Source organism: Shewanella holmiensis (genome assembly GCF_025370255.1).
Taxonomy (GTDB): Bacteria; Pseudomonadota; Gammaproteobacteria; order Enterobacterales; family Shewanellaceae; genus Shewanella; species Shewanella holmiensis.
The window spans coordinates 258935-284312 of sequence record NZ_JAMTCD010000001.1; the positions used below are offsets into that span (position 1 = coordinate 258935).

Consider the following 25378-nt stretch of genomic DNA (forward strand, 5'->3'; position numbering starts at 1 on the left):
TAAACAGTTAATTAGCTTCATCCGTAAAGATAAAGTTGATTAACAAAGCCTATTTAACCTACAACCTTTGTGAGATATCTCTCACAAAGATAGTGGTAAAATACGAATATGGATTTTATTGTTCGCCAAATAAAAAGGCACAACCTGAAATCAGGTTGTGCCCATTTTAACTCTTACGTCAGCTACCTTGCTAAATTAATGCTTCCTGCCCATCCTTGCGTCTAGCCATCCTGGCTTTCCTTTAATCCGTTATCTCTCAACAATCCTTTACTTACGTAAGTTGAGTTCAATCCTTTGTTCAGTCATCCTTATACTGAAAATTCAAATCCTTTGAATTGTCCTTTAGCATCCTGCTTTCCAATCCCTGATTCCTTGTGTCAGCTTTCGCTTTCACCCATCCTTGTTTCGGCTATCCATTTGCCGAGCTCATGCTCTATTTCCTTGAGCGTGTCCTTATTTCATCCATGATATTCAAAGTGTTAATTCAGTATTATTACTCTTCCCGAGCAAACCTATCCGTCTCTTTCACTTGATGTAATCATTGTATCGAAAAGATATTCAAATAAAATGCATAAAATTGTTCATTAATAAAAACAAGCTACCATAAAAAAAAACAAAACTTTAATTAACTGATTTTAATCACTAAATAAATTTAAAACAGACTTTGTAGCAAAACAATCACCATTAACACCTACAAGAGTGTAAGAGATTGCTCACACCATGGTGAGCACTTATAGCTTTATTGCTTTAAATATAATTGAGAGCTCCCACTCTATCTGACGAAACATCAATCTTAGGTAAATAATTAAAATTTAGGGCATTTTAGGAAACTAGCTGATTGGAGTGTGAAATAAGGTCGCGGACACATTACAAAATAACTTAACTCGAAAAGAACTAAATCCCAATGAGGAATACAGACGGGTACCAAATGCAAAAAAGCCCAAGTGAAAAACTTGGGCTTTAATTTACCGCTATTTTGTCCGATTTCAGCCTGACATTTAACAGGGTTAAATGATGAGCAAAATCAGACTATCAGGTAATTAGAACGGCATTTTCATGCCAGGAGGTAGTTGCATACCGCCAGTGACTTCTGCCATTTTTGTTTTTTGGTTTTCTTCTACACGACGCGCCGCATCATTGCAGGCTGCTGCAATCAAATCTTCCAGCATCTCTTTGTCATCTTCCATTAAGCTTGGATCAATTTCAACACGACGCACATTGTGTGTACCTGTCATTGTCACTTTCACTAAGCCTGCGCCAGATTCGCCAGTCATTTCCATACGAGCGATTTCTTCTTGAACTTTAGCCATCTTGTCTTGCATCATTTGGGCTTGCTTCATCAAGTTGCCCATGCCGCCTTTTCCAAACATAATCGATTCTCTTTCTCTATTAAATAATGGGTTTTAGCAAGTTGCCAAATTGGGCTAATCTTACTGAAATTATATCGATTAGCAAACTGGTAAATGTAAATTTGCGAGGCTGCTAACCTATTGAAGCCATATAGGCTAATTCTTTTACTGTCGATGGCGATGAATAATCAACAGAATAAATATTTAATCCAACAATGCAGGAATAAGCTGCGCCACATTAGTTAACTGCTCTTGTGGATAAACAACCGAGTCATCATCTAATTGTGCAGCAAGTTCATTTATCATCCATTGCACATGCTCATCCGCTAATATTGACTGTTTAGCCTGTTGTACTAATTCTTTATGAAAGCGTTTACGTAACTCAAGTGGGGTTTCGCGACTAGCATCTTGGCCTATGTCGACAATCACCTGAATATCCTGTTCCAAAAAGGCTGACAAACCAGCCTGCAGTTGCTCAATAGCAATATCGGCACATAAATGTTTTTGATCCGGTTTTAACGTTAATGTTATGGGATTGGACACCGACTGACATAAAGAGTTCACTCCGAGTTGACGCACTCGTCCGCCGACTTTGACTTGCGCCATAATTTGATACCAATGCAGATCAACCTCATTCCCGGTAATCTCGTGGCCAATTGCACTAAGCTCAGTAATATTAGCTTTTGAATAAACTTGGTTATCACCTTGCTCAATTAACCCTGTCGCTTCAGCCTCTTCCACTTCATGACTAATTAATGTTGGAGTAGCTATATGACTCGCAACAGCCAATTCCGCAGGGGCAATTTCAGCAGTCGCTACCTGTTGAACTGCATTTAATGCTAATTCTTCTGCAGATGGCGCTTCCCAAGGGGGTCTGTCATATGCACCAGAAAACTGTTTTTCTGTTGATACATCTTGCTCGATTATCGAACTTGAATGCTGCGCGCTATCTTTTACCCTTGGTGGTTGAGCTGTATGACTTTTCTCATCCGATGTAACATCAACCGTATTCACTCCGCCTAATTTGGCCTGCGAAGCGCTAATTTTAGCTTGCTGCTTATCGGCAGCCTTTTTATTTGACGCATCAGCTTCATCCTGCGCTTTATGAGCACTAACCTCAGCTAATAATGTATCCCGGCTTGCTAATACCAAATCTAAAATATCATCTAATGGATCAAATTCAGCTTCATCAGCGGGCTCAATTGTTGAAGTTAAATCTTGTGATGTTAAGGGCTCTGGATTTAACTGTGATGAATCATCTTTTACTGCCGATGTTGCTTGTAATGAGGTTTCAGACTGCTGATTATAAGCAAGATAATCTTCATAATCGGTATGATTATCCTCCTCATATTGAGCATAATCAGCGCCAATGTAGACGTCATCTTGTGCGGAAAAAGATGAAGAGTCTTCTGCTGTAGCTAAATTTATGTCAGCTTGAGGGGCGGTGACTTGAGGCGTGAGTGACTGTGTATCATTACCCTCATTTGGTTTATTACCCTCATTTGGTTTATTACCCTCATTTGGTTTATTACCCTCATTTGGTTTATTACCCTCATTTGGTTTATTAACCTCAGTATTATCACTATCGACAGCCCGAGCCCTGACTGGATCAGCAAAACCCATACTTTCAGCCTGGTTAAGCAGCATTGCTTGTTGTGCAATTAACTCCGCTGAATCATCCTCGATATCAACAAAATCGTCAGTATTGTCAGCTTCACTATCAGTATCTGCTGCAGAATTGACCTCAGTGAATGCTAAAGATGACTCATTTGCTAGCTTAGATACAGATTCAGATTTAACAGCACTCGATGTAGAATTTTTTGGTTCAACCTCAGCGTCAAATGCATTACTCACAGCGTGTTTATGCCCTGCTATATCAACACTTATATCGTGAGTAACATCGTTAGTTGGAGACTTTGGGCGAGTCTCAATGACCTCTTGAGACTTTGCACCTAAGGGTGGTAACTCTAGATTAACGGGGTTATCGGTAATCCAACGTTTAGTTTGCTTTTCCGGCACAAAAGCGACTGCTCTTAACAGTGCCATTTCTAAACCCGATTTAGGATCAGGTGCAAAAGGCAAATCTTTTCGTCCGGCTAATAGCATCTGATAATAAAGCTGAATTTGTTCGGCAGATATTTGCTGAGCAAAAGCCAATATTTGCTCGCTGTATAATGATGATTGCGCTGCAGCGGGGGCAAATTGAGTTAAGGTGATCTGATGCAGTAATTCTAATAAGCTGCGTAACACTTCCTGTGCATCTGCGCCAAAAGCTAACACCTTGGCAACCGTGGTCATCAAAGGTTCAATATCGGCATCACAAAGCGCTTTTAGCAGTGCGATAACCTGTTGCTGATCAATACTACCAAGCATTGATTGCACTTGCTGATGCATTACTTGACCAGAGCCAAAAGCTATCGCCTGATCGGTCAAGCTTAAAGCATCACGCATACTGCCGTTTGCGGCTTTAGCTAACAAGGCCAAAGCTTGGTTTTCAAATGGCAGTTGTTCTTGAGTTAATACAAATTCAAGTTGCTTAGCAATTTCATCTTGCGACAAGCTTTTTAAATTAAATTGTAAACACCGAGATAATACCGTAACGGGCAATTTTTGAGGATCAGTTGTTGCTAACAGAAACTTTACGTGCTCTGGCGGTTCTTCTAAGGTTTTTAATAACGCATTAAAACTACTGCGAGACAGCATGTGTACTTCATCGATAAGATACACTTTATAGCGCCCACGTGAAGGACGATATTGAACGTTATCCAATAACTCACGGGTATCATCTACTTTGGTTCGCGATGCTGCATCGACCTCAATTAAATCGACAAATCGACCTTGAGCAATTTCTTCACAACTTGAGCAAACTCCACAAGGCGTGGCCGTCACGCCCTGCTCGCAATTTAATCCTTTAGCAAACAAGCGCGCTAAACTGGTTTTACCCACACCGCGAGTACCAGTGAATAAATAGGCATGATGCAAACGTTGTTGGCTTAATGCATTGGTTAACGCTAATAACACATGCGCTTGACCGACCATTTGCTCAAATTTGGCAGGGCGCCATTTGCGGGCTAACACCTGATAAGACATGCAATTCCCCAAGCTAAACTGTTCGGGAATTTATCCCGCTAATTACGCCAAACAATAACATGCAAAACAGCTACAGGCTATTGTTTGGCAGCTATTAGCTGGCTTTATCAACAATTCTGGGTTGATAAATTATCGATTTACTCGCCTTCAAATTCACACAGGCTTAACACTTCGATGCCCATGGCTTTTAATCTGGTTTCTCCGCCAATTTCTGGCAATGAAATAACAAAAGCGGCATGTTCCACTTCGCCCCCTAATTGGCGGATAAGTTTTACGGTAGCTTCAATCGTGCCGCCGGTTGCAAGTAAATCATCAATCACTAACACTTTGTCGTCCGCATTAATGGCATCAATATGAATTTCTAATGTATCTTTACCATATTCAAGCTCATAGGTTTGGCTTATGGTGGCACGAGGTAATTTTCCTGGCTTACGTACTGGAACAAAACCAATACCGAGCTCAAGTGCTAACGGGGCGCCAAATAAGAAGCCACGAGCTTCAGTCCCAACCACTTTAGTGAAACCCTTTGATTGATAATGGGCGACCAATAAAGCAATTGTTGCTTTGTAAGCTTCAGCACTTTCTAAAAGGCTGGTGACATCACGGAACATAATGCCTGCTTTTGGATAGTCCGGAATGGTTTTAATGCTTTGCTTGATCAGCGCTAAACTGTCTTTATTCATCATAGTGAAAACTCTTTAAATGGGATTTCAATAAAAAAGTCCCTTTGGGGACTCGTTTAACAATTAACAGGATCTTAAGCCTGTTATGAATGGCATGCAACCATTGCGCTATTAATCTGTTAACTCTGGGATCTGCCACAAATAAATCAACAGACCACATAACATGCCCAACAACATTAACTTGACCCAGATTAACGGCACCAAGGTAATACTGATGGCAAAACTGAGTGTGGTCATTATCATTGCGCGACGTTTTAAAGTTCTATTTAATGCACGTTTTGTTTGCCAATTGTTTAATGCTTCAGCAAACCAAGGGTGGGTCATTAACCACGTATGTAGGCGTTCACTTGATCGGGCAAAACAAAATGCCGCGAGTAAAATAAATGGCACTGTCGGTAATAAAGGTACCACTATTCCAATCACACCAAGTAACAGACTTAGCAAACCAACAATAAGATACAAGCCACGCTTTATGACCATAATTCTTCGTCATCCTCAAAACAAAAAACCACTCTTTAATGAGTGGTTTGTCACACCTAGCTTATTGTAGCCTAGATTAACGCTTAGATTAAGCCTACAAATTTTAACCAAGATAATGATGCTGGCAGTGTTGGGATAAGTAAAACAAGAATAAAACCAATTAAGTAAAAGGCATTGAATGGATCTTTAAACGGCTCGTTCATGGAATGTCCTTGGGCAAAAATGCAGAGTATTGTTTAACTTGTGTTCGAGTTAACATAAAGCCGCGGTGCGCGCGAATAAAATGTGAACTTCATCACAACGCGCGCATTCTACTGCGATTGATTACGAATAAAAACCATAAATATTTTAAGGCTTATTTGCTATCAATTAACGCGTAGTCACGACTATGCCCTTTTCAACCATTTGCTTAAGCATCTGAACGCAGCCGTTTATCATAGTGTCAGGGTGCATATGCGGGTAAAACCCGATGAGCTCATGAATAATCTCGTCAAAGCCGATACTCGTTTGTAGTTGAGTACGCTGTTCAATTAACGCTAAAACTTGCGCAGTGAGAGGATTTAATTGCAAGAATGAAACTTCCTCTTCCACATCTCGATACACACAGAAAAACTGTGGCTGTGAAGGTGGTTCAATCGGTTGATAATCAACACTAATATGTTGAACATCATATTGATACTGCGCTACTTTGGCGCAAACAGACAGCTGCAATGGTTTGGATAGTAGTAAATCGGCTTCTAATATTTGTTGCTGATCGCTCAATTGTTTTGTGGCAACCACTAACTCTAACCATTCATAGTGCGCTAGCTCCAGTAAAAACTTAGGATCAGAGTCTTTCATTTCATATTGCTGTAAAAATGCCAAAAACTCCCCTGCTATTTCAACAAAGATTGGCGTGTGGCAGTTATGTTCAGCAAAAAACTGCTGCACGAGTGTTAACCAAGCCTGTTCATCATAAAGGCTTTTAAGCACAGGAAAAGCGCTTGAAACAAAACCATTAACATTATTAAAAAATAACTCTCGATAGATCACCATTCGTCTTGGTTCAATACCATTGGGTAAGGGTTGGCTTGGATCACGGATGTAATCCATAAAGCCCTGCTGAATATCAGTAAACTTCATTAGGCTTTCCTTACTTTCAAAGCATCATTAGCATGTTGCTGGTAGGTATGAATTTGATTAATTTCACCCAATAAAATGTCGGTAGGAGGAATATTAAAATCGCGTTCTAACAGTGTTGGGTGCACCCCATGAATGTCATAGCAGCTTTGCAACAACGACCAGACGGGATCAATGATATCTGCACCATGGGTATCAACCATTAAATCGATATCTTCTTGGTAATGTCCTGCGATATGCAAATAGGCGATTCGCTCTGTTGGCATAGAGGCCAAAAATTGCTGCGCATCATATTGATGATTAATAGAATTGACATAAATATTATTAACATCGAGTAACAGTTTACAGTCAGCTTCTGTCAGTACAGCATTCACAAAAGCTTGCTCTGTCATTTGGGCACCTGGAGCAGCATAAAATGACACATTTTCTAAAATGAACGGCCGCTCTAAAATATCTTCAACTTGTTTGATGCGTTTTGCGGTATGAATGACAGCTTCGTCAGTAAAGGGAATTGGCATTAAATCGTACATATGCCCTGTACCGGAACAATAACTTAAATGTTCTGAATACACCTCAATTTGGTGTAAGTCTAAAAATTGCTTTATGTTGTGTACAAAGTCAGTATCTAGCGGTGCTGAGCTGCCAATTGATAAAGACAAGCCATGACAAAAGAAAGGATGTTGTTCCGTAAGCTGTTTGAATTGACGTCCATATTTGCCACCTAGTGTCATCCAATTTTCAGGAGCCACTTCAAAAAACTCGATCTCTGGCGGCGTTAACTGACAAAACTCAGTTAGCATTTCTCGTCGCAACCCTAACCCTACCATTGCAGATGATGGTGTTTTTTCTTTGATGGACATAAAAGACCCTTACAGCAAGCGAGTGATTTATCGATAATAATAGAAATATTAATTTTCAATTGATTATAAATAAGATAAGGCCTGAAAACAGGCCTTATTTTGAGAGCAATTAGACAGATTAAAAGCAAATTATCTTTTACCGCCGCTTTGACCCTCTTGAGATTTATCCAAGTTAGCTTAAGCTTTTTTGCCTTGCTCAGTTGCTTAGTTCATATCGCCGCCACATTTACCTTCTTTGGCTTTTTCAGCGCCTTTTTTCATGTCGCCGCCACACTTACCTTCGCCGCATTTACCTTCTTTGGCTTTTTCTGCGCCTTGTTTCATGTCGCCACCACACTTACCTTCGCCGCATTTGCCTTCTTTGGCTTTTTCAGCGCCTTGTTTCATTTCACCGCCACACTTACCTTCGCCGCATTTGCCTTCACCACACTTACCTTCTTTGGCTTTTTCTGCAGACTTTTTCATGTCGCCGCCACATTTACCCTCACCACATTTACCTTCACCACCATCTAATTGGTAACCTTGGGTTAATTGCTCAAAACCAAATGGGTTTGCTTGTGCTTCTGTTGCAATGCCAGCACTCATTACTACTGCACCTAATGCAACTGCGAGGGTAGTTTGCTTAACTGAGTTCATATTTTGATTCCATTTAAAAAATTGAATGATGACCAACATCATTGCTGGCTTACACATATAGACCCAGCAAAATAAATATAAATTTCAAAAAATTTAATATTTTTTTAACTAGGTTCACTTTAATCATTTCCAAGTGTGCTAGGAAATAATCATGATAGTTAATCATAGAGTATATCTTGATGGTTTCAATACGTTTTTAGTTATTAAATTATTGGAAGTAAAACTAACGCTGGCATCATGTGTGTTTAAGGTTAAAATAGCGCCCTTTATTCAAGCTGAGAGAATGCTGTGCGACTTGTATTAGCGCCTATGGAAGGCGTAGTAGATGATTTGATGCGTGATATTTTATCCACTATTAACCCGTTTGATTTAGTCGTCACCGAGTTTGTTCGTGTGGTGGATCAACTGCTGCCTGAAAAGGTCTATTACAAACTCTGCCCTGAATTACACAACGATGGCTTAACCCCGAATGGCACCCCCGTGAGAGTGCAATTACTCGGTCAAGAACCTAACTGGATGGCTGAAAATGCATTCAGGGCAGTAGAATTGGGTTCTCGTGGTGTGGATGCTAATTTTGGTTGCCCAGCTAAAATAGTCAACAGAAGTAAAGGCGGTGCAGTTTTATTACAGTACCCTGACAACATTCATAAGATCGTTAAAGCAATGCGTCAAGCTGTGCCTGAAGATCAACCCGTTACAGCCAAAATTCGTTTAGGCTATGAAGATAAATCACTCTTTATGGAAAATGCACTGGCAATTTATGAAGCTGGAGCAACAGAAATAGCGATTCATGCGCGCAGCAAAGTTGATGGCTACAAGCCGCCAGCCTATTGGGAATACATCACTGAAGTCAAAAAGCGTTTACCTATTCCAGTGATTGCCAACGGTGAAATTTGGAGCGAAGCTGATGCTAAGCGATGTATGGAAGTCACCGGATGTGACAACATTATGATTGGTCGCGGGGCCATTTCATTACCTAACTTAGGCGCATGTATTAAGCACGGTAACAAACCATATACTTGGGAAGAAACCTTAAATTTATTATTGAGTTACACCCAAAAACAGGTTGATGATAAAAAGTCTGACTATTTGCCAGGCCGGATAAAGCAGTGGTTTACTTATTTAAATAGGCAATATCCAGAAGCCGATGCACTGTTTCGCGAGTTAAGAGTTTTTAAAACCGCGGATGAAATTGTATCTGTGCTTAATCATGCTCAGCAAAGTGCTCAATAACAGCAAAATTATCTCCCCTAGCAATCCTATTTAGCATTGTCAGTAGCTATATGTGTGGATTAACAAAAATTAATCCACATCAGCTATTTGAAGACTAAAATCTCACCGAGAATTGATCTTTATCATAACTCACTTTTTTTAAGCTCGTAGAATAACAAGTTATATTGATCATCTCTAATAAAGGTATGTGGTGAAAAATCAGGATATTCGAGCCCAATTGTCTCAAATTGAAGCTGAGCTAAGAGCTAAAATCAAGCTTGAACTTTTACAGCATCATATCGACAATCAACAACTCAATACGATTCAACAAATGGACTTATCTAACCTCATCGATTATTTGAGTGAAATCAAATTGCCTGACACTTGTTTGTTCGAACGTTTAATGCGATTGGATGCTGCGATTTGTCAACTGGATCTTGGACTGTATGGTCTATGTTCTGATTGCGAATCCGAAATAGAAGCTTCACGCTTACAAGATGATCCAACAGAGCAGCGCTGCAGTGTTTGCGCATCACGTTATCAGCAAGAACATCGTCATGAGTTACGTTTAAATCATTAAAGCGCATCTTACCTTTTGTCGAGTTAGATTTAGTATTCGTCGCCAACCCAATAAAAAACCTCCGCAAGCGGAGGTTTTTAGTTACTGTGGAAAATTAACTAAATTAGAACTTTACGTTTGCGCGAACAAAGAAGTAACGACCTAATACATCATACGTAAACGGATCGGTATTTGAATCGTTATTACCTGTATAGTAAGGAGGCTCTTCATCAAAAATGTTGTTGATACCAGCTGACATTCTAACAGTACTTGTCACATCATATGAGCCTGACAAGTCATGATAAACAATGCTATCTACAGATGGTGCATAACACTTAGTGGTATCGGCTTTACAAGCAAATGAATCCATACCATCGATATAACGTGCTTCGTATGTCGCACTCCAGTCATCGGCTGAGGCTGTTAAATTGAAGTTAGACTTAAATTTAGCATAAGCACCCACACCACCAGTGATATAACCACGGTAATCGACAGCTACACCATCAGGATCGAACTCTTCATATGAAGAAAGAATCGATGTATCTAAACCCGCTTTCCAACTTAAGTTTAATGCATCAAAAACATACGCTACGTTAATGTCATAACCTGAAGTATTTGTGGCACCAATGTTTTGTAAACCGTTATCAAACTTAATACGACCGGTATTATCAATAGAGATATTAGACGCTTGGCACAATGCCGTTCCAGTATTAATTAATGAGCCATCAGCACCTAAACATTGATTAGCAACATAATTAGAGTCAACAGCCGTGATGGTATTAGTGATAGCAATATCATAATAATCTACAGTGAATGATAATCCCTCTACATAGCTTGGTGAGTAAACTAAACCAACAGTAGTGATATCCGCTTCTTCAGGTGTGAGTAAAGGATTACCACCCACAGTCACTTCAGCTTGAGTCTGATCTGTTGCGGGATGAACAACTTGATCAAATGAGGGTGATTTACCACCAAACAGCTCTCCAACAGTTGGAGCTCGGAAAGCTGTAGAGCGACCACCACGAACCATTAAATCGTCATATAAACGCCAAGTTAATCCTAGCTTCCATGTAGTATCTTCACCAAACGTACTGTAGTTGAAGTAACGCATTGCCGCGCTAAGATCGACTTGTTGTGCCAATGGTAAATCAGCTAATAATGGAATAGCTAATTCAGCATATAATTCATCAACGCTGAACTCACCTGCTGTTGGTTCAACACGCGGGTCATTAGCTAACCCTTGAGATGTAAGTGAATCAGGAGTGTAATGAGCAGACTCTTTACGATGCTCATAACCGGCAGCGAAACCTAATTCACCTGCAGGTAAATCTACAATCCCACCAGATAAGGTTGCCGCAACAATATCTAACTCACTGCCACCACTGTTAAGTTCTGTGTAGATAAATGGCGCGATACTGTCGCCTTGCCAAGACTCTTGTAGGAATGGATCAAATTTACCTTCCAATACAGCATCGTTAATTGATCCTAAATTATGTAAATTGGCTAAGGTATCAACAGAGTCATTCTTACCTTTGTTGTAAGAAGCATCCCATGTCCAGCCATTGTCAAACTCACCTTCAAGACCTACCACTATGCGGATGGTGTCAACGGTTTGGCTAAAATCTCGTGAACCAGACTCAACCATTCGACGACCATAACTGACTTCTTCACCCGCTGCTATCCAAGGTAATAAATCATCAGTCATCCAACCACCAGCCGCTTTAGGTTGGTATATCCAAGGATCACTATTCCAAATAGGCTGTGGCGCCATTTGTTGATCAGACCAACGCTTGGTGTACATCGCCTCAGAAAAGAACATTGTTGAATCTGTTAGCTCATAGGTACCCGCAAAGCTTAAGTTTAAGCGCTCCATAGGTGTAGATAAGAAGCTGTCTTTTGAATAGTTAAAACGGTCTGCATCAGTAAACTCGTGGTATTCACCACCACGACCACTTAAATTGGCACCATTCTCGCCCCAAATATGGCCTCCTTCTGAATAAGAACTACCTGCGCAGTAAAGTTCTTTACTGCCTGCTGCACCTTTTTCAGCGATTGGACACTCGGAGAACCCACGATCAGCCTGACTAGCTTCACCACGTTTAGTGTATTGAGCATTGATAACCACGTTACCTTTGTCGAATGTGTTACCTAAAGTGAAGTCAAGGCTTGTTTCATCAGCATCTCCCTGGCCAGAAATACCGGTTTGTGCGTTTAACTCAAAACCATCAAAATCGCGCTTAAGAATAACGTTAACAACACCAGCGATAGCATCTGTTCCATAAACCGCTGAAGCGCCGTCTTTTAGGACTTCAACACGTTGGATCATTGAAACGGGAATCGTATTTAAGTCAACCGTTGATGCCGCACCTGTTCCCGATGCAATCATACGACGGCCGTTAACCAAAACAAGAGTACGGTTAGAACCTAAACCGCGTAAGTTAACACGAGCATTACCGCCTGAACCATTGTTTACCGCGGCGTTAGTCATTGCTCCACCTGATGAGGTCATTTTTTGTAAAACATCATCAATTGAAGTTGCGCCAGATGCGATAATTGAAGAAGCGTCGATAACACTTACAGGGCTTGCAGTTTCCATATCGGTACGCTTAATACGTGAACCCGTAACCGCAATGCGCTCAACTTTTTGAACTTGTTCTTCTGCAGCAATAGCAGATGTAGATATAAAACCTGAGGTAGCGACTGTTGTTGCAGCCGCTGCCAATAAACCGCGACGAATAGCTTTGGCCGTTAATGATACTGAACTCATAATTTTCTCCCTTAGACGTTAATTTATATAACGTAATGTTTTTTATTGTTTTAACAGTTAACTCCCAGTTAACCGATTGACTCGATACTGTTAAATAAATGCAACATTCTCAACGACAAAAACAATATAAATACGCATAAAAAACATATTGATACAGACTGATTGATTGCTATTTGAAAAAGCCCAACAGTACTGAGGCTTTGATAGCTAACGCAGTTGTAACTGCACATCAAACAACAGCACACTTAAGTTGATACATTTTGAAAAACATGAATACTGAGAGTTAAATTTAGCGGGGGTGACTTTTTTACATAAAAAAACCGGCCTAATGGCCGGTTTCTGAGTTAACACCGAGTGTTAAAAATTAGAACTTAACGTTAGCACGAACGAAGAAGTAACGACCTAACACGTCATAAGTGTATGGATCGGTATTTGAATCGTTGTTACCTGTGAAGTACGGAGGCTCTTCATCAAAAATGTTATTGATACCAGCTGACATGCGAACAGTGCTTGTCACATCATAAGAACCTGATAGGTCATGATAGATAATGCTATCTACAGATGGTGCATAACACTTAGTGGTATCTGCTTTACAAGCAAATGAATCCATACCATCGATATAACGTGCTTCGTATGTCGCACTCCAGTCATCCGCTGAGGCTGTTAAATTAAAGTTAGACTTGAATTTAGCATAAGCACCCACACCACCAGTAATATAACCACGGTAATTGACTGCGTTTCCATCTGGATCATATTCTTCATATGAAGAAAGAATTGATGAGTCTAAGCCCGCTTTCCAGCTTAAGTTCAATGCATCAAACACATAAGCTACGTTAATATCAAAACCAGAAGTATTGGTTTCACCAATGTTCTGTAAACCATTGTCAAACTTGATGCGGCCTGTTGCATCAATTTGGATGTTTGAAGATTGGCATAGTGACGTACCAGTGTTAATAGCATTACCGCCAGCGTCTAAACATTGATTAGCTACATAGTTTGCATCAACAGCTGTAATGGTATTCGTGATACCGATATCGAAATAGTCAACAGTGAAAGATAGACCTTCAACATAGCTTGGAGAATACACTAAACCAACAGTGGTGATATCTGCTTCTTCTGGTGTTAGTAATTGGTTACCACCAACGGTCACTTCAGCTTGTGATTGATCAGTAGCTGGGTGAACAATTTGGTTGAATGATGGAGACTTACCACCAAACAACTCACTAACAGTTGGTGCACGGAAGGCTGTAGAGCGACCACCACGAACCATTAGATCGTCATATAAACGCCAAGTTAAACCAAGTTTCCATGTAGTATCTTCACCAAACGTGCTGTAGTTGAAGTAACGCATTGCCGCGCTCAGATCAACTTGTTGTGCCAAAGGCAAATCCGCTAATAGTGGAATGGCTAATTCAGCATATACTTCATCAACACTGAACTCACCGGCAGTTGGTTCAACACGAGGATCATTTGCTAAACCTTGAGCGGTTAACGAATCAGGCGTGTAGTGGGCAGACTCTTTACGGTGCTCATAGCCTGTAGCAAAACCTAACTCACCTGCTGGTAAATCAACGATACCACCAGATAAAGTACCAGCAAGAATATCTAACTCACTGCCACCGCTGTTTAATTCAGTGTAGACGAATGGTGCAATGCTCGCACCTTCCCAAGAAGATTGAGTAAACGGATCAAATGTTTTCGCAATTACAGCGTCGTTAATAGAACCGATGTTATGTAAATTGGCTAAGGTATCAACAGAATCGTTCTTACCTTTGTTATAAGAAGCATCCCATGTCCAACCGTTATCAAGCTCACCCTCAAAACCAAGAACGATGCGAATTGTATCTACGGTTTGACTGAACTCGCGAGATCCAGACTCAACCATACGACGACCGTAACTGACTTTTTCGCCTTCTTGAACTTTACCAATTAGCTCTTTATTCATCCAAGTTGAGTCATATGCCCATGGAGAGCTACTCCAAATTGGTTGCGGAGCCATTTGTTGTTCAGACCAACGCTTGGTATACATAGCCTCGGTAAAGAACATTGTTGAATCAGTCAGTTCATAGGTACCTGCGAAGCTTAAGTTTAAACGCTCCATAGGGGTAGATAAGAAACTGTCTTTGGCGTAGTTGTATTTATCTTCGTTAGTAAAGTCATGATAAACACCACCGCGACCGCTTAAATCAGCTTCGGTCATGTTGTCGTCGAAGTAAGCAAATTTTGGCTTACCTTTACCATCATCAACATAAGAACCATAATGGCCAGAGTCACCTATTGCATAAGCACCTTCTGGGCCTGTTGCTGTGATACCAAAATTGTTATCACCCCAAATATGACCACCTTGTGAATATGAGCTACCACCACAATAAAGTGTTTTTGCGCCAGCAGCACCTTTCTCTGCAATTGGACACTCAGAGAAACCACGGTCAGCTTGGCTAGCTTCGCCACGCTTAGTGTACTGAGCATTGATAACCACGTTACCTTTGTCGAACGTGTTACCTAAAGTAAAGTCAATGCTTGTTTCATCAGCATCACCTTGACCAGAAATACCAGTTTGCGCGTTTATTTCTAAACCGTCAAAATCACGCTTTAGAATAATGTTAACAACACCAGCGATAGCATCTGTTCCATAAACGGCTGAAGCGCCGTCTTTTAGTACTTCAACACGCTGGATCATTGAAACAGGAATGGTGTTTAAGTCAACAGTTGAAGCAGCGCCGGTTCCTGATGCGATCATACGACGACCGTTAACCAATACTAAAGTACGGTTTGAACCCAAGCCACGTAAGTTCATTGTAGCGTTACCGCCTGAACCGTTGTTAACTGCAGCGTTAGTCATTGCGCCGCCTGAAGATGTCATTTTTTGTAAAACATCATCAATTGAAGTTGCGCCAGATGCGATAATTGAAGAAGCATCAATAACACTTACAGGGCTTGCTGTTTCCATATCGGTACGTTTAATACGTGAACCGGTAACCGCAATACGCTCAACTTTTTGAACTTGCTCTTCCGCTGCAACAGCAGAAGCCGAAAATAGACTGATAGATGCAACACTTGTCGCTGCAACTGTTAATAAACTGCTACGAATTGCTTTCGCAGTTAATGAAACTGAACTCATAATAAAACTCCCTGCAACTTAGTTTTAAAAACATCAAGTTGTTATATTTCTTATAATGTAATTAGCCATATGCTAAATACGGGGGGCATTATTAATGAATAAAAAACGATTAGTCAACAAAGGCAACATTTAATAAACAATACACTCATTAGTTTTCAGCGCATCAACAGAAGAAATATCAACACCATGATTTTATTACATTTTAACTAAAACAAAACTATATCCAAAAAACAAATTACAACACTTAAATACCAAATTAATAACAAATAAAAAACAACTAAATCCATATATTATTACACCGTTACATTCTCAATACATATATATCACAGTCAATACAAATCGTTCGCTCACAAAACAACCAAATTTAATGAAATAATTTTCAAAAGTTTCATTTTGTAACTTAAATATAAATTATGAATGGCGATAATTGGTTCATGTTATTCTTTTCTATCAACACAAAATTTATTCAGTACTTAGCGTTCATTTTGATAAAATAAGCCAAAGAATAAACAATTACTTCAGTAAATCACCGACACCATTAGTTAGCCGACTATTCCATTCGCTTTCACATATATTTACATCATAACTGAGACAACAAAGCAATTTGGATAAAGGAGGGACTCTTCTGCATATCAACACACATCGATAAAACACTAGATTAGTAAGCAAAACCTATCAAGCATGGACAGAACTGTTTGGTAAACAAAACAACAATTGCTAGTTTGCGCTCGAATGGATTTGTGTTTATAAAATCCCCCCCAGCAAGTCTATTCATCTTTGTACCCGCCGCAATGTTTTATGCCTGACCTTTTCAATAAGACAAATCTTAAAGGAGCTAGCGCGATGACCCAAAAACGAGGTTTCACAGCATACCCAGGAGGTTAAATACAATGTTTAATCATTCCCGCAGTAACTTAACATTCACTCCGGCATATGTTTACACAGCGGTATCAGGGTTTTAGCATCGAAAAAAGTAAACCTTGAGCGTTAAATTCAAGATATTTAGTGAATAGGATTTTGAGTAAAGGTTTGAAACCATAGCGCTTGAGATTGTAGATTAGAGACTTGAAAATGATAAACAACGAAAAAATGAGGTTTAATTTTGCGCAATAAAAAAGGCGCCTAAGCGCCTTTTATTCATTAGAGCAAAGATTAACGAGTGCGTGGGCACACTTCATCTGCGCTAAAGAAGTAAGCAATTTCACGTTCTGCAGAAGCTAAAGCGTCTGAACCGTGAACAGCATTTTCATCAATGCTTGCTGCGTAGTCTGCACGTAAAGTGCCACGAGCTGCATCAGCTGGGTTAGTTGCACCCATGATTTCGCGGTTAGCTAAAACTGCATTTTCGCCTTCTAAACATTGAACCATGATTGGACCAGATGTCATGAAAGAAACTAAAGCACCAAAGAAAGGACGAGCGCTGTGTTCAGCATAGAAGCCTTCAGCTTGTTCTTTAGTTAGGTGAACCATTTTAGAAGCGATGATCTTAAGACCAGCAGATTCAAAACGGTTGTAGATAGCACCAATGTGGTTTTTTGCAACTGCATCAGGCTTGATAATAGAAAAAGTGCGTTCGATCGCCATAACGTGCTTCCTTAATGTGAGCAAGTTTATAAAATTCGCGCGGATTATACGTAATTTAACCGCATAAGCATAGCCTTATACGTAATAAACCTGAACTCTAGATAACAACTTGCTTTCTAGAGGCTATTTTTACTGATAACTGTGTTTAATTTGTTTGCAATAGGCCAGCTATTGACGCACAAATTTGCCTTGTTCTAAGAAAAAATATCTCTCTAGAATACATGGATTAGATATATGTTATTTAATTTCAGATATTTAGCTAATCTCTTATCCAGAGTTCAGGTTAATAAGTTTTGTCTAGCTGGCAAACCGCTATCGCTTACATAATAAGGTTATGTGTCAACTAAGTTCAAAAATGAAGCGTTCACAGCGCATAATATTAACCATAACGAATAAAACCAGCATCTGATTAGTTGGACAAAAAACGGCATTAACAAGTCATCAAAAAGAGTGGGATCACAGTGATGACAAGTCAATTTAGGACTGGAAATAAAAAAGCAGGACAAATGTCCTGCTTTAAAACATCTGAATGATAACGAGAGGGTTTAGCCTTCACTGACCATATTGATAGTGTATTTAGGAATATCAATCACCATGTCACAATCGACCACTTTGGCCTGACAAGATAAACGACTTTCAGGCTCAAGCCCCCAAGCTTTATCTAGCATATCGTCTTCAAGCTCATCGCTTTCTTCAAGCTGATTAAAGCCTTCGCGTACCACAACATGACATGTTGTACATGCACAAGACTTTTCACAAGCATGCTCAATATGAATGCCGTTACGTAAAGCAACATTCAAAATGGTCTCACCAACTTCAGCTTCCAGCACCGCCCCATCAGGACATAATTCAGCGTGGGGTAAAAATACTAACTGTGGCATGTTGTCACCTATATATTGTCAACAGAACGGCCCTTTAATGCCGCCTTAATTGAGTTATCCATACGTCTTGCCGCAAAATCTTGGGTTTGGGCATCTAAATCGTTGATCGCTTTTTCAATTGCATCAACATCATCTTTCTCGGCGGTTGCGGCTAATTTTGCAATAGCCGTTTGTAACTGAGCATGTTCATTTGCTGCAAGTAATCCGCTATCTTTTTGTAAAGCCGCGGTTAAAGATTCAATCACTCTTGCAGCTTCAACTTTCTGTTCCGCTAGCATTCGGCGAGTGATATCTTCTTTTGCATGCTTCATTGAGTCTTTTAACATGGTCGCAATTTCAGTATCTGACAAGCCGAAAGATGGCTTAACTTGAATACTGGTTTGCACCTCGGTTGACTTTTCCATGGCGGTCACGCTCAGCAAACCATCCGCATCCACTTGAAATGTCACTCGAATGTGCGCAGCACCGGCGGCTAATGCCGGGATCCCCTGCAGGGTAAAACGGGCGAGAGAACGACAATCATCAACTAATTCACGCTCACCTTGGACAACATGGAAAGCCATCGCAGTTTGACCGTCTTTAAAGGTGGTAAATTCTTGTGCTCGTGCTACCGGAATAGTGGTGTTGCGGGTAACCACTTTCTCTACTAAGCCACCCATGGTCTCAATCCCTAATGATAACGGGATAACATCCAATAATAACAAATCAGACTCAGGTTTATTCCCCACCAGAATATCAGCTTGAATTGCTGCGCCAATGGCGACGACACGATCTGGGTCAATTGACGTTAATGGGGCCTTTTTAAAGAAGGCTTCAACTTGCTCTCGTACCATAGGTACACGCGTTGAACCACCTACCATGACAGTTTCAATGACTTCATCGATAGTCACACCCGCATCACGTAATGTACGACGACAACTGCTGATAGTTTTTTTCACTAAAGCTGAAATGAGTGAATCAAAATCAGGCTTTGTCACATCGCAACTAAGCAGCTTGCCTTGATAATCTAAGCTGGCAGTAACAGCGCTGTGACTGGTCAGTAATTCTTTTACGCGACGCGCTTCAATTTGTAATCTACGCGCTTCTTGTGCTGATAGATTGGTTAATTGCCAAGCTTGCTTAAAATGGTCCACTAATAACTGGTCAAAATCATCGCCACCTAAAGCTGAATCGCCGCCCGTAGCCAGTACTTCAAATACACCACGATTGAGTCGCAGTACCGAAATATCAAATGTGCCGCCACCTAAATCATAGATAGCGATTACGCCTTCTTGTTTGGTATCAAGTCCATAGGCGATTGCGGCAGCGGTTGGCTCGTTAAGCAAACGCAATACTTTGACACCTAACAACTCTGCAGCATCTTTGGTCCCTTGACGTTGTGCATCGTCAAAATAGGCAGGAACGGTAATCACCACTCCCTGTAACTCACCACCTAAGGTTTTTTCTGCACGAGCCACCAGAGGTTTTAAAATTTCGGCAGAAACTTGAACAGGGTTAACTTTGCCTTGCTGGGTCACAAAAACGGGTAAACCATTTTCGCTTGCCTCCAATTGGTAGGCTAACTGAGTATCGCGGGCTTGAATATCGCTTAAACTGCGGCCCATGAATCGCTTTACCGATACGATGGTATTTTTCGGGTCAGTTGCAGATTGAGCTTGAGCACTGTCACCCACAAAAATCGATTCTTTGGCATAGTGCACCACTGAAGGTAGAGAGTGTTGACCATTCTCATCCGCTAATGTTGTTGCCTGGCCACTTCTTACCGCTGCGACAAGTGAATTTGTGGTCCCTAAATCAATACCCACCGCTAAACGGTGCTGATGAGGTGCGGCGCTTTGGCCAGGTTCTGCAATTTGCAACAGTGCCATAGTGTTCCAACTTTGTTGTAGATAAGCCTTTAGGCTTATCAAAAAATACGGAGACGAAGTAGATTAATCAAGACTTAATTCTAAGGCTGAATTCTACCTTAAATTAGTCAAGTAGTGCATCTTCGATACGAGCAAGTTCATCGTTTAATTTTGCCATAAACTTTAACTTACGAATTTGATCTGCCGCTTGCTTATTATCATCTTCAGCAGCTGTAATGAGCAATTGACTCAAAAGGGTAAATAATGATTTTTCATAACTAGCAAAGGAATCATACAGTGCATCGACAGCATCTTGAGGTTCGGCGGCATCATTAATGTCTTCTAACATTTCCCGCCATTCCATTTGCTGCATCAAAAAACCGCTATCTCTAATGGTGGTGGTTTCATGACTAAGATCGATGCCGCGCAATGAAAGCATGTGCTCCGCGCGTCGTAATGGACTTTTGAGGGTTTGATAGCCGTCGTTAACTTGGGCTGTACGTTGAACAGATAATAATTTTTGCTGCTCTGAAGCATGAGCAAATTTATCGGGGTGCACCGCCCGTTGCAGATCGCGATAGCGTTCTGCAAGGTTGGCGGTGTCAATATCGAAGGCTGGAACGAGGTCAAACAATTCGAAGTAATTCATTCAATAACATTCATACTTACATGTTTAAAACACAGTGATGGGTGAGTTACACGGTGAAGCTTTCACCGCAACCACATTCACCTTTGGCGTTAGGGTTATTAAACTGAAAACCTTCATTTAGGCCTTCTTTAATAAAATCTAACTCGATACCTTGTAAGTAAATAAAACTTTTAGCATCAATGATGATATTCACACCATCAATGGTGTATAGCTCATCATCGTCATTCAAGTCATCTACAAACTCAAGCACGTAAGCCATTCCTGAACAGCCAGATGTTCTCAACCCAAGGCGTAAACCAAGACCTTTTCCACGATTTGCAAGAAAAGATCTTACTCTGTCAGCCGCTGCTGGGGTCATTGAAATTGCCATCTTTAACTCCAGGGATTACTTAGATTGTTTGGACTTGTACTCTTCAATTGCCGCTTTGATAGCATCTTCAGCTAAAATAGAGCAATGAATTTTTACCGGTGGTAATGCAAGTTCTTCAGCAATGTCAGCGTTTTTAATGCTAGCAGCTTCTTCAACTGTTTTACCTTTAACCCACTCAGTAACCAATGAGCTAGATGCAATCGCACTACCACAACCATAGGTTTTGAATTTAGCATCTTCAATAATGCCGTTAGCACCAATTTTAAGTTGCAGCTTCATTACGTCGCCACATGCTGGTGCCCCAACCATACCCGTCACTACTGACGGGTCATTCTTATCGAAAGATCCAACGTTACGTGGATTTTCATAATGATCGATTACTTTTTCGCTATAAGCCATGATACTGCTCCAAAATCTCTGTCTGTTAACAAATAGGTGTTAATGGGCTATGCCCATTAATGATGTGCCCATTGAACTTGGTTCAAGTCGATACCATCTTTGAACATTTCCCAAAGTGGTGACATCTCACGTAATTTGTCGATTGATTCAGTGATTACTTTAATTGCATGCTCAATTTCTTCATCGGTAGTAAAACGACCAATTGAAAAACGAATTGAACTGTGTGCCATTTCATCGTTTAAACCTAATGCACGAAGCACATAGCTAGGCTCTAAACTGGCAGAGGTACAAGCTGAACCTGATGATACGGCTAAATCTTTCAATGCCATCATTAACGACTCGCCTTCAACAAAGTTGAAACTCACGTTAAAAATGCCACAATAACCTTGTTCAGCATCACCATTGATATAGGTTTCTTCAATGTGATTGATGCCGGCCCAAAGTTTGTCGCGTAAACGACGAATACGTGCTCCATCTTGTTGCATATCTTGCTTAGCGATAGCAGCTGCTTCACCTAGGCCAACAATCTGATGCGTCGCTAATGTACCACTGCGCATGCCACGTTCATGACCACCACCGTGCATTTGAGATTCAAGACGGATACGTGGTTTACGACGCACATATAATGCACCAATACCTTTAGGCCCATACATTTTATGAGCAGAAATAGAAATCAAATCTACTTTGGTTTCTTGTACGTCCAATGGCAATTTACCTGCACTTTGTGCAGCATCCATATGGAAGAAAATACCTTTAGCGCGACATAACTCGCCGATGCTGTTGATATCTTGCACTACGCCAATTTCGTTATTCACATGCATAATGCTGACAAGGATCGTATCGTCGCGCATTGCCGCTTCAAGGCGAGAAACAGGGATAATACCATTGGCATCCGGTTCTAAATAAGTCACTTCATAACCTTCACGTTCTAACTGACGACACGTATCTAACGTGGCTTTATGTTCAGTTTTGCTGGTAATGATGTGCTTGCCTTTCTTGTGGTAGAAATGAGCAATACCTTTAATAGCAAGGTTTGATGATTCTGTTGCACCTGAAGTAAAAACAATTTCACGGTGATCAGCGTTAATCAAGTCAGCAACTTGATTACGGGCAATATCAATTGCCTCTTCAGCTTGCCAACCATAACGATGTGAACGAGATGCTGGATTACCAAACACTCCGTCCATAGTCATATGTTGAACCATTTTCTCTGCGACACGCGGATCTACAGGGGTTGTTGCGGCATAATCTAGATAGATAGGAAGCTTCATAACACACTCCGTACTTAGCAGTCTCAGCTGAGGCTACATACAACGTACAAATAATAATTATATTTAAATCAACATCATTTAATTTATAAACCTAAGCTTATAAACTAACACGATGTTCCTTCTGCATTTCATCTTGCTTTAAAGAGATAAATTGCACATCCCTTTTGTTCATCAAACCAGCAAGTGAAATACCATTTAAAAACTCTGAAATTTGTTTACTTAAATCGCCCCATAACGAATGGGTTAAACAACGCGTACCACTTTGGCAGTTACCTTGTCCCTGGCAGCGAGTGGCATCAACTGACTCATCAACTGCATGGACAACCATGCCCACTGAAATGTCATTGGCCTCTAAACCTAAACGATATCCGCCACCGGGTCCTCGTACACTGGACACCAAACCATGTTTGCGTAATTTTGCGAAGAGTTGTTCAAGGTAAGACAGCGATATGCCCTGTCTTTCTGATATATCAGCTAAAGGCACTGGCCCTGAGGCAGAATGTATAGCAACATCCAACATTGCTGTAACTGCATAGCGGCCTTTTGATGTAAGTTTCATAACCTGTTACTGCTCCTCAAAAGTATGGAGCAATTTCAACATACCCGAGTATTTTAGTCAAGTATTAATCCTACTAAATAAGTCAAGTATTGGTATAAAGAACGTCTAAAACAGCATAAATTTAGCTGACGTATTTAACCTTTTTATGGCTTAAAATTCAATGTAAATAAGGGAATAATTCCCCTATTTAGCATGAATTTATGATCTGAATAGTATTTAGGTATTGATCTAAACACTGAAACCTGGATATTGATAAAGCCAGCTAACCAAAGCTAAGCGCTTAAATGCTTGGATCAAACTCAGTGATTTCGAGTTGACGCTTTTTTGCCGCGGCTTGTTCTGCTTCATTAAAATCATCTACATTTAACTCAGGTAATTTATCTGTACAGACCTCGCCTCCCATTGTTTGAATAGCTTGACATAACTCTTGCACCTTTGAGTCCATTAAATGCATATGATCAAGCATCTGCCCAATAGCATTTGCTACCGGATCGGGATTATCAGGTGAAACGGCATAAGCATCAAAGCCATACTTTTTGGCCATTTCGGTGCGACGCTCAACTTTCTCTTTGGATTGCTTGCTTGGGGTAGCCACAACTCGACCAGGAATACCAACAACTGTGTGGTCGGCCTCAACATCTTTAACCACCACCGAGTTTGAGCCAACACGAGCACCATCATGCATAGTAATTGGCCCAAGTATTTTGGCGCCAGCACCAATCACCACATTGTTACCTAGCGTAGGATGCCGTTTGCCAGCTTGCCAAGTCGTACCACCTAAAGTAACTGAATGATATAAGGTGCAATCATCGCCAATTTCAGCTGTCTCACCAATTACCACACCCATACCATGGTCGATAAAGAAACGCCTGCCAATAGTGGCTCCCGGATGAATTTCAACACCCGTTAACCAGCGGGAGAATGTAGACAAACATCGAGCAGTTAAACGCCAATTTCCTCGCCAAAATTTATGGCTGATACGATGCAACCAAATGGCATGCATACCAGGATAATTAAGTAAAATTTCAATTGTACTATTTGCCGCAGGATCACGGTGATAGATAGATTCAATGTCTTCTTTTAATCTCGATCTCACGCCCATGTGAACTCCCTACTCACCACTATTTTTTGTCTATTTTTTTGTCTATCGAGGTTAAGATACCGCGTAATATATTCATCTCTTGTGCTTCAACGCGCGCACGACTGAATAAGCGGCGTAGTTTTATCATGACGTTACCGGGGTGATTTTTAATCACAAAGCCTGTTTCTGATAATGTCGATTCTAAATGAACAAAGAAACGCTCTAAATCTTCTGCTAGAGGATACTCTTCCTCTGGTGCAGGTTGCTCACCCAAGGCTAAATGCGCTACCCGGGTTTCATAACAAATAATTTGCACTGCTTGAGCTAAATTAAGTGAGCTATATTCTGGATTAGCAGGAATGGCCACATGATAAGTACACTTTTGCAGTTCTTCATTACTTAAACCATGATTCTCACGGCCAAAAACAATTGCAACTGGCCCTTTGATACTTTCAAGCGATAACTTTTCACCCGCCTGGCGAGGGTCAAGCATCGGCCAATCTAATGTACGACTACGTGCACTAGTTGCGATCACTAAACTACAATCAGCAATCGCTTCTTCTAATGAGTTAACCGTAGTAAGATTTTTTAAAATATCAGATGCACCTGCAGCCAATGCAATTGATTGCCCATCAGGTTCAACTCTTGGTTCTGCGAGGTATAAATTAGACAAGCCCATGGTTTTCATCGCGCGTGCAGTTGAGCCGATATTTCCAGGGTGAGACGTGCCAACAAGCACAACACGAATATTACTTAGCATGACATTACTTTCGTTCAAAAAATATTGAATGCATGTTAACACAAGCTCCGTTTATACCGTTATATGAAAATCTGCATTTGATATAACTATTGAATAGGGTA

At 40.6% G+C, this 25378-nt stretch carries 21 protein-coding genes; 2 read left to right on the top strand and 19 right to left on the bottom strand.

The window, feature by feature from the left end; genetic code table 11:
* Nucleotides 1-1040 precede the first annotated feature (1040 nt).
* The 7 genes from NE535_RS01120 to NE535_RS01150 all read right to left on the bottom strand — a co-directional run bounded on the left by NE535_RS01120 (nucleotide 1041) and on the right by NE535_RS01150 (nucleotide 8217).
* Nucleotides 1041-1370, bottom strand: a complete 330-nt coding sequence (locus NE535_RS01120) for a YbaB/EbfC family nucleoid-associated protein (RefSeq protein WP_188843134.1) — start codon at nucleotides 1368-1370, stop codon at nucleotides 1041-1043.
* A 183-nt stretch (nucleotides 1371-1553) separates the two neighbouring features.
* The gene (dnaX, locus tag NE535_RS01125; protein WP_261296852.1) at nucleotides 1554-4439 is read right to left on the bottom strand and encodes a DNA polymerase III subunit gamma/tau; all 2886 of its coding nucleotides are present in this window, start codon (nucleotides 4437-4439) and stop codon (nucleotides 1554-1556) included.
* A 137-nt stretch (nucleotides 4440-4576) separates the two neighbouring features.
* Complete coding sequence (apt, locus tag NE535_RS01130; protein ID WP_261296853.1) at nucleotides 4577-5125, bottom strand: adenine phosphoribosyltransferase; 549 nt, start codon at nucleotides 5123-5125, stop codon at nucleotides 4577-4579.
* 108 nt (nucleotides 5126-5233) lie between these two features.
* Nucleotides 5234-5602, bottom strand: coding sequence for a YbaN family protein (locus tag NE535_RS01135; RefSeq protein WP_261296854.1), 369 nt, complete (start codon nucleotides 5600-5602; stop codon nucleotides 5234-5236).
* Between the two features lie 369 nt (nucleotides 5603-5971).
* The gene (locus tag NE535_RS01140) at nucleotides 5972-6724 is read right to left on the bottom strand and encodes an HvfC family RiPP maturation protein (RefSeq protein WP_261296855.1); all 753 of its coding nucleotides are present in this window, start codon (nucleotides 6722-6724) and stop codon (nucleotides 5972-5974) included.
* Nucleotides 6724-7581 carry an HvfB family MNIO-type RiPP peptide maturase gene (locus NE535_RS01145; protein ID WP_261296856.1) on the bottom strand — a complete coding sequence of 286 codons (858 nt, stop codon included), beginning with the start codon at nucleotides 7579-7581 and terminating at the stop codon, nucleotides 6724-6726. Before NE535_RS01145 ends, NE535_RS01140 begins: the two co-directional genes overlap by 1 nt.
* Before the next feature lie 204 nt (nucleotides 7582-7785).
* Entirely contained in the window at nucleotides 7786-8217 is a 432-nt protein-coding gene (locus NE535_RS01150; protein ID WP_261296857.1) for an HvfA family oxazolone/thioamide-modified RiPP metallophore, read from the bottom strand.
* Nucleotides 8218-8505: 288 nt separating this feature from the next.
* On the opposite strand from NE535_RS01150, the gene NE535_RS01155 reads away from it, so the two are divergent.
* Together NE535_RS01155 and NE535_RS01160 are read left to right on the top strand one after the other, a co-directional pair.
* Nucleotides 8506-9450: a tRNA-dihydrouridine synthase gene (locus NE535_RS01155; protein ID WP_261296858.1), complete on the top strand. Its 945-nt coding sequence runs from the start codon at nucleotides 8506-8508 to the stop codon at nucleotides 9448-9450.
* Between the two features lie 190 nt (nucleotides 9451-9640).
* A complete protein-coding gene (locus tag NE535_RS01160; protein ID WP_261296859.1) occupies nucleotides 9641-10009 on the top strand; it encodes a TraR/DksA C4-type zinc finger protein in 369 nt (122 codons plus the stop codon).
* 103 nt (nucleotides 10010-10112) lie between these two features.
* Here NE535_RS01160 and NE535_RS01165 read toward each other — a convergent pair whose 3' ends face one another.
* The 12 genes from NE535_RS01165 to trmJ form a co-directional block, all read right to left on the bottom strand.
* Nucleotides 10113-12755 (bottom strand): TonB-dependent receptor, encoded by a 2643-nt coding sequence (locus NE535_RS01165; protein WP_261296860.1) that lies wholly within the window; start codon nucleotides 12753-12755, stop codon nucleotides 10113-10115.
* 364 nt (nucleotides 12756-13119) lie between these two features.
* The gene (locus NE535_RS01170) at nucleotides 13120-15876 is read right to left on the bottom strand and encodes a TonB-dependent receptor (RefSeq protein ID WP_261296861.1); all 2757 of its coding nucleotides are present in this window, start codon (nucleotides 15874-15876) and stop codon (nucleotides 13120-13122) included.
* A 1152-nt stretch (nucleotides 15877-17028) separates the two neighbouring features.
* Entirely contained in the window at nucleotides 17029-17460 is a 432-nt protein-coding gene (gene ndk / locus NE535_RS01175) for a nucleoside-diphosphate kinase (RefSeq protein ID WP_188843114.1), read from the bottom strand.
* Nucleotides 17461-18005: 545 nt separating this feature from the next.
* Nucleotides 18006-18341: an ISC system 2Fe-2S type ferredoxin gene (fdx, locus tag NE535_RS01180; protein WP_188843112.1), complete on the bottom strand. Its 336-nt coding sequence runs from the start codon at nucleotides 18339-18341 to the stop codon at nucleotides 18006-18008.
* Nucleotides 18342-18349: 8 nt separating this feature from the next.
* Nucleotides 18350-20209 carry a Fe-S protein assembly chaperone HscA gene (gene hscA / locus NE535_RS01185; RefSeq protein WP_261296862.1) on the bottom strand — a complete coding sequence of 620 codons (1860 nt, stop codon included), beginning with the start codon at nucleotides 20207-20209 and terminating at the stop codon, nucleotides 18350-18352.
* A gap of 103 nt (nucleotides 20210-20312) precedes the next feature.
* Nucleotides 20313-20837, bottom strand: coding sequence for a co-chaperone HscB (hscB, locus tag NE535_RS01190; RefSeq protein ID WP_261296863.1), 525 nt, complete (start codon nucleotides 20835-20837; stop codon nucleotides 20313-20315).
* Between the two features lie 46 nt (nucleotides 20838-20883).
* Nucleotides 20884-21207 (bottom strand): iron-sulfur cluster assembly protein IscA, encoded by a 324-nt coding sequence (gene iscA, locus NE535_RS01195; RefSeq protein ID WP_261296864.1) that lies wholly within the window; start codon nucleotides 21205-21207, stop codon nucleotides 20884-20886.
* Between the two features lie 15 nt (nucleotides 21208-21222).
* Complete coding sequence (iscU, locus tag NE535_RS01200) at nucleotides 21223-21606, bottom strand: Fe-S cluster assembly scaffold IscU (RefSeq protein WP_188843104.1); 384 nt, start codon at nucleotides 21604-21606, stop codon at nucleotides 21223-21225.
* A gap of 56 nt (nucleotides 21607-21662) precedes the next feature.
* Complete coding sequence (locus tag NE535_RS01205; protein WP_261296865.1) at nucleotides 21663-22877, bottom strand: IscS subfamily cysteine desulfurase; 1215 nt, start codon at nucleotides 22875-22877, stop codon at nucleotides 21663-21665.
* A gap of 97 nt (nucleotides 22878-22974) precedes the next feature.
* A complete protein-coding gene (gene iscR / locus NE535_RS01210; protein WP_261296866.1) occupies nucleotides 22975-23436 on the bottom strand; it encodes a Fe-S cluster assembly transcriptional regulator IscR in 462 nt (153 codons plus the stop codon).
* A gap of 280 nt (nucleotides 23437-23716) precedes the next feature.
* Nucleotides 23717-24538 (bottom strand): serine O-acetyltransferase, encoded by an 822-nt coding sequence (cysE, locus tag NE535_RS01215; protein WP_261296867.1) that lies wholly within the window; start codon nucleotides 24536-24538, stop codon nucleotides 23717-23719.
* 19 nt (nucleotides 24539-24557) lie between these two features.
* Complete coding sequence (gene trmJ, locus NE535_RS01220; protein ID WP_261296868.1) at nucleotides 24558-25277, bottom strand: tRNA (cytosine(32)/uridine(32)-2'-O)-methyltransferase TrmJ; 720 nt, start codon at nucleotides 25275-25277, stop codon at nucleotides 24558-24560.
* Nucleotides 25278-25378: the final 101 nt, after the last annotated feature.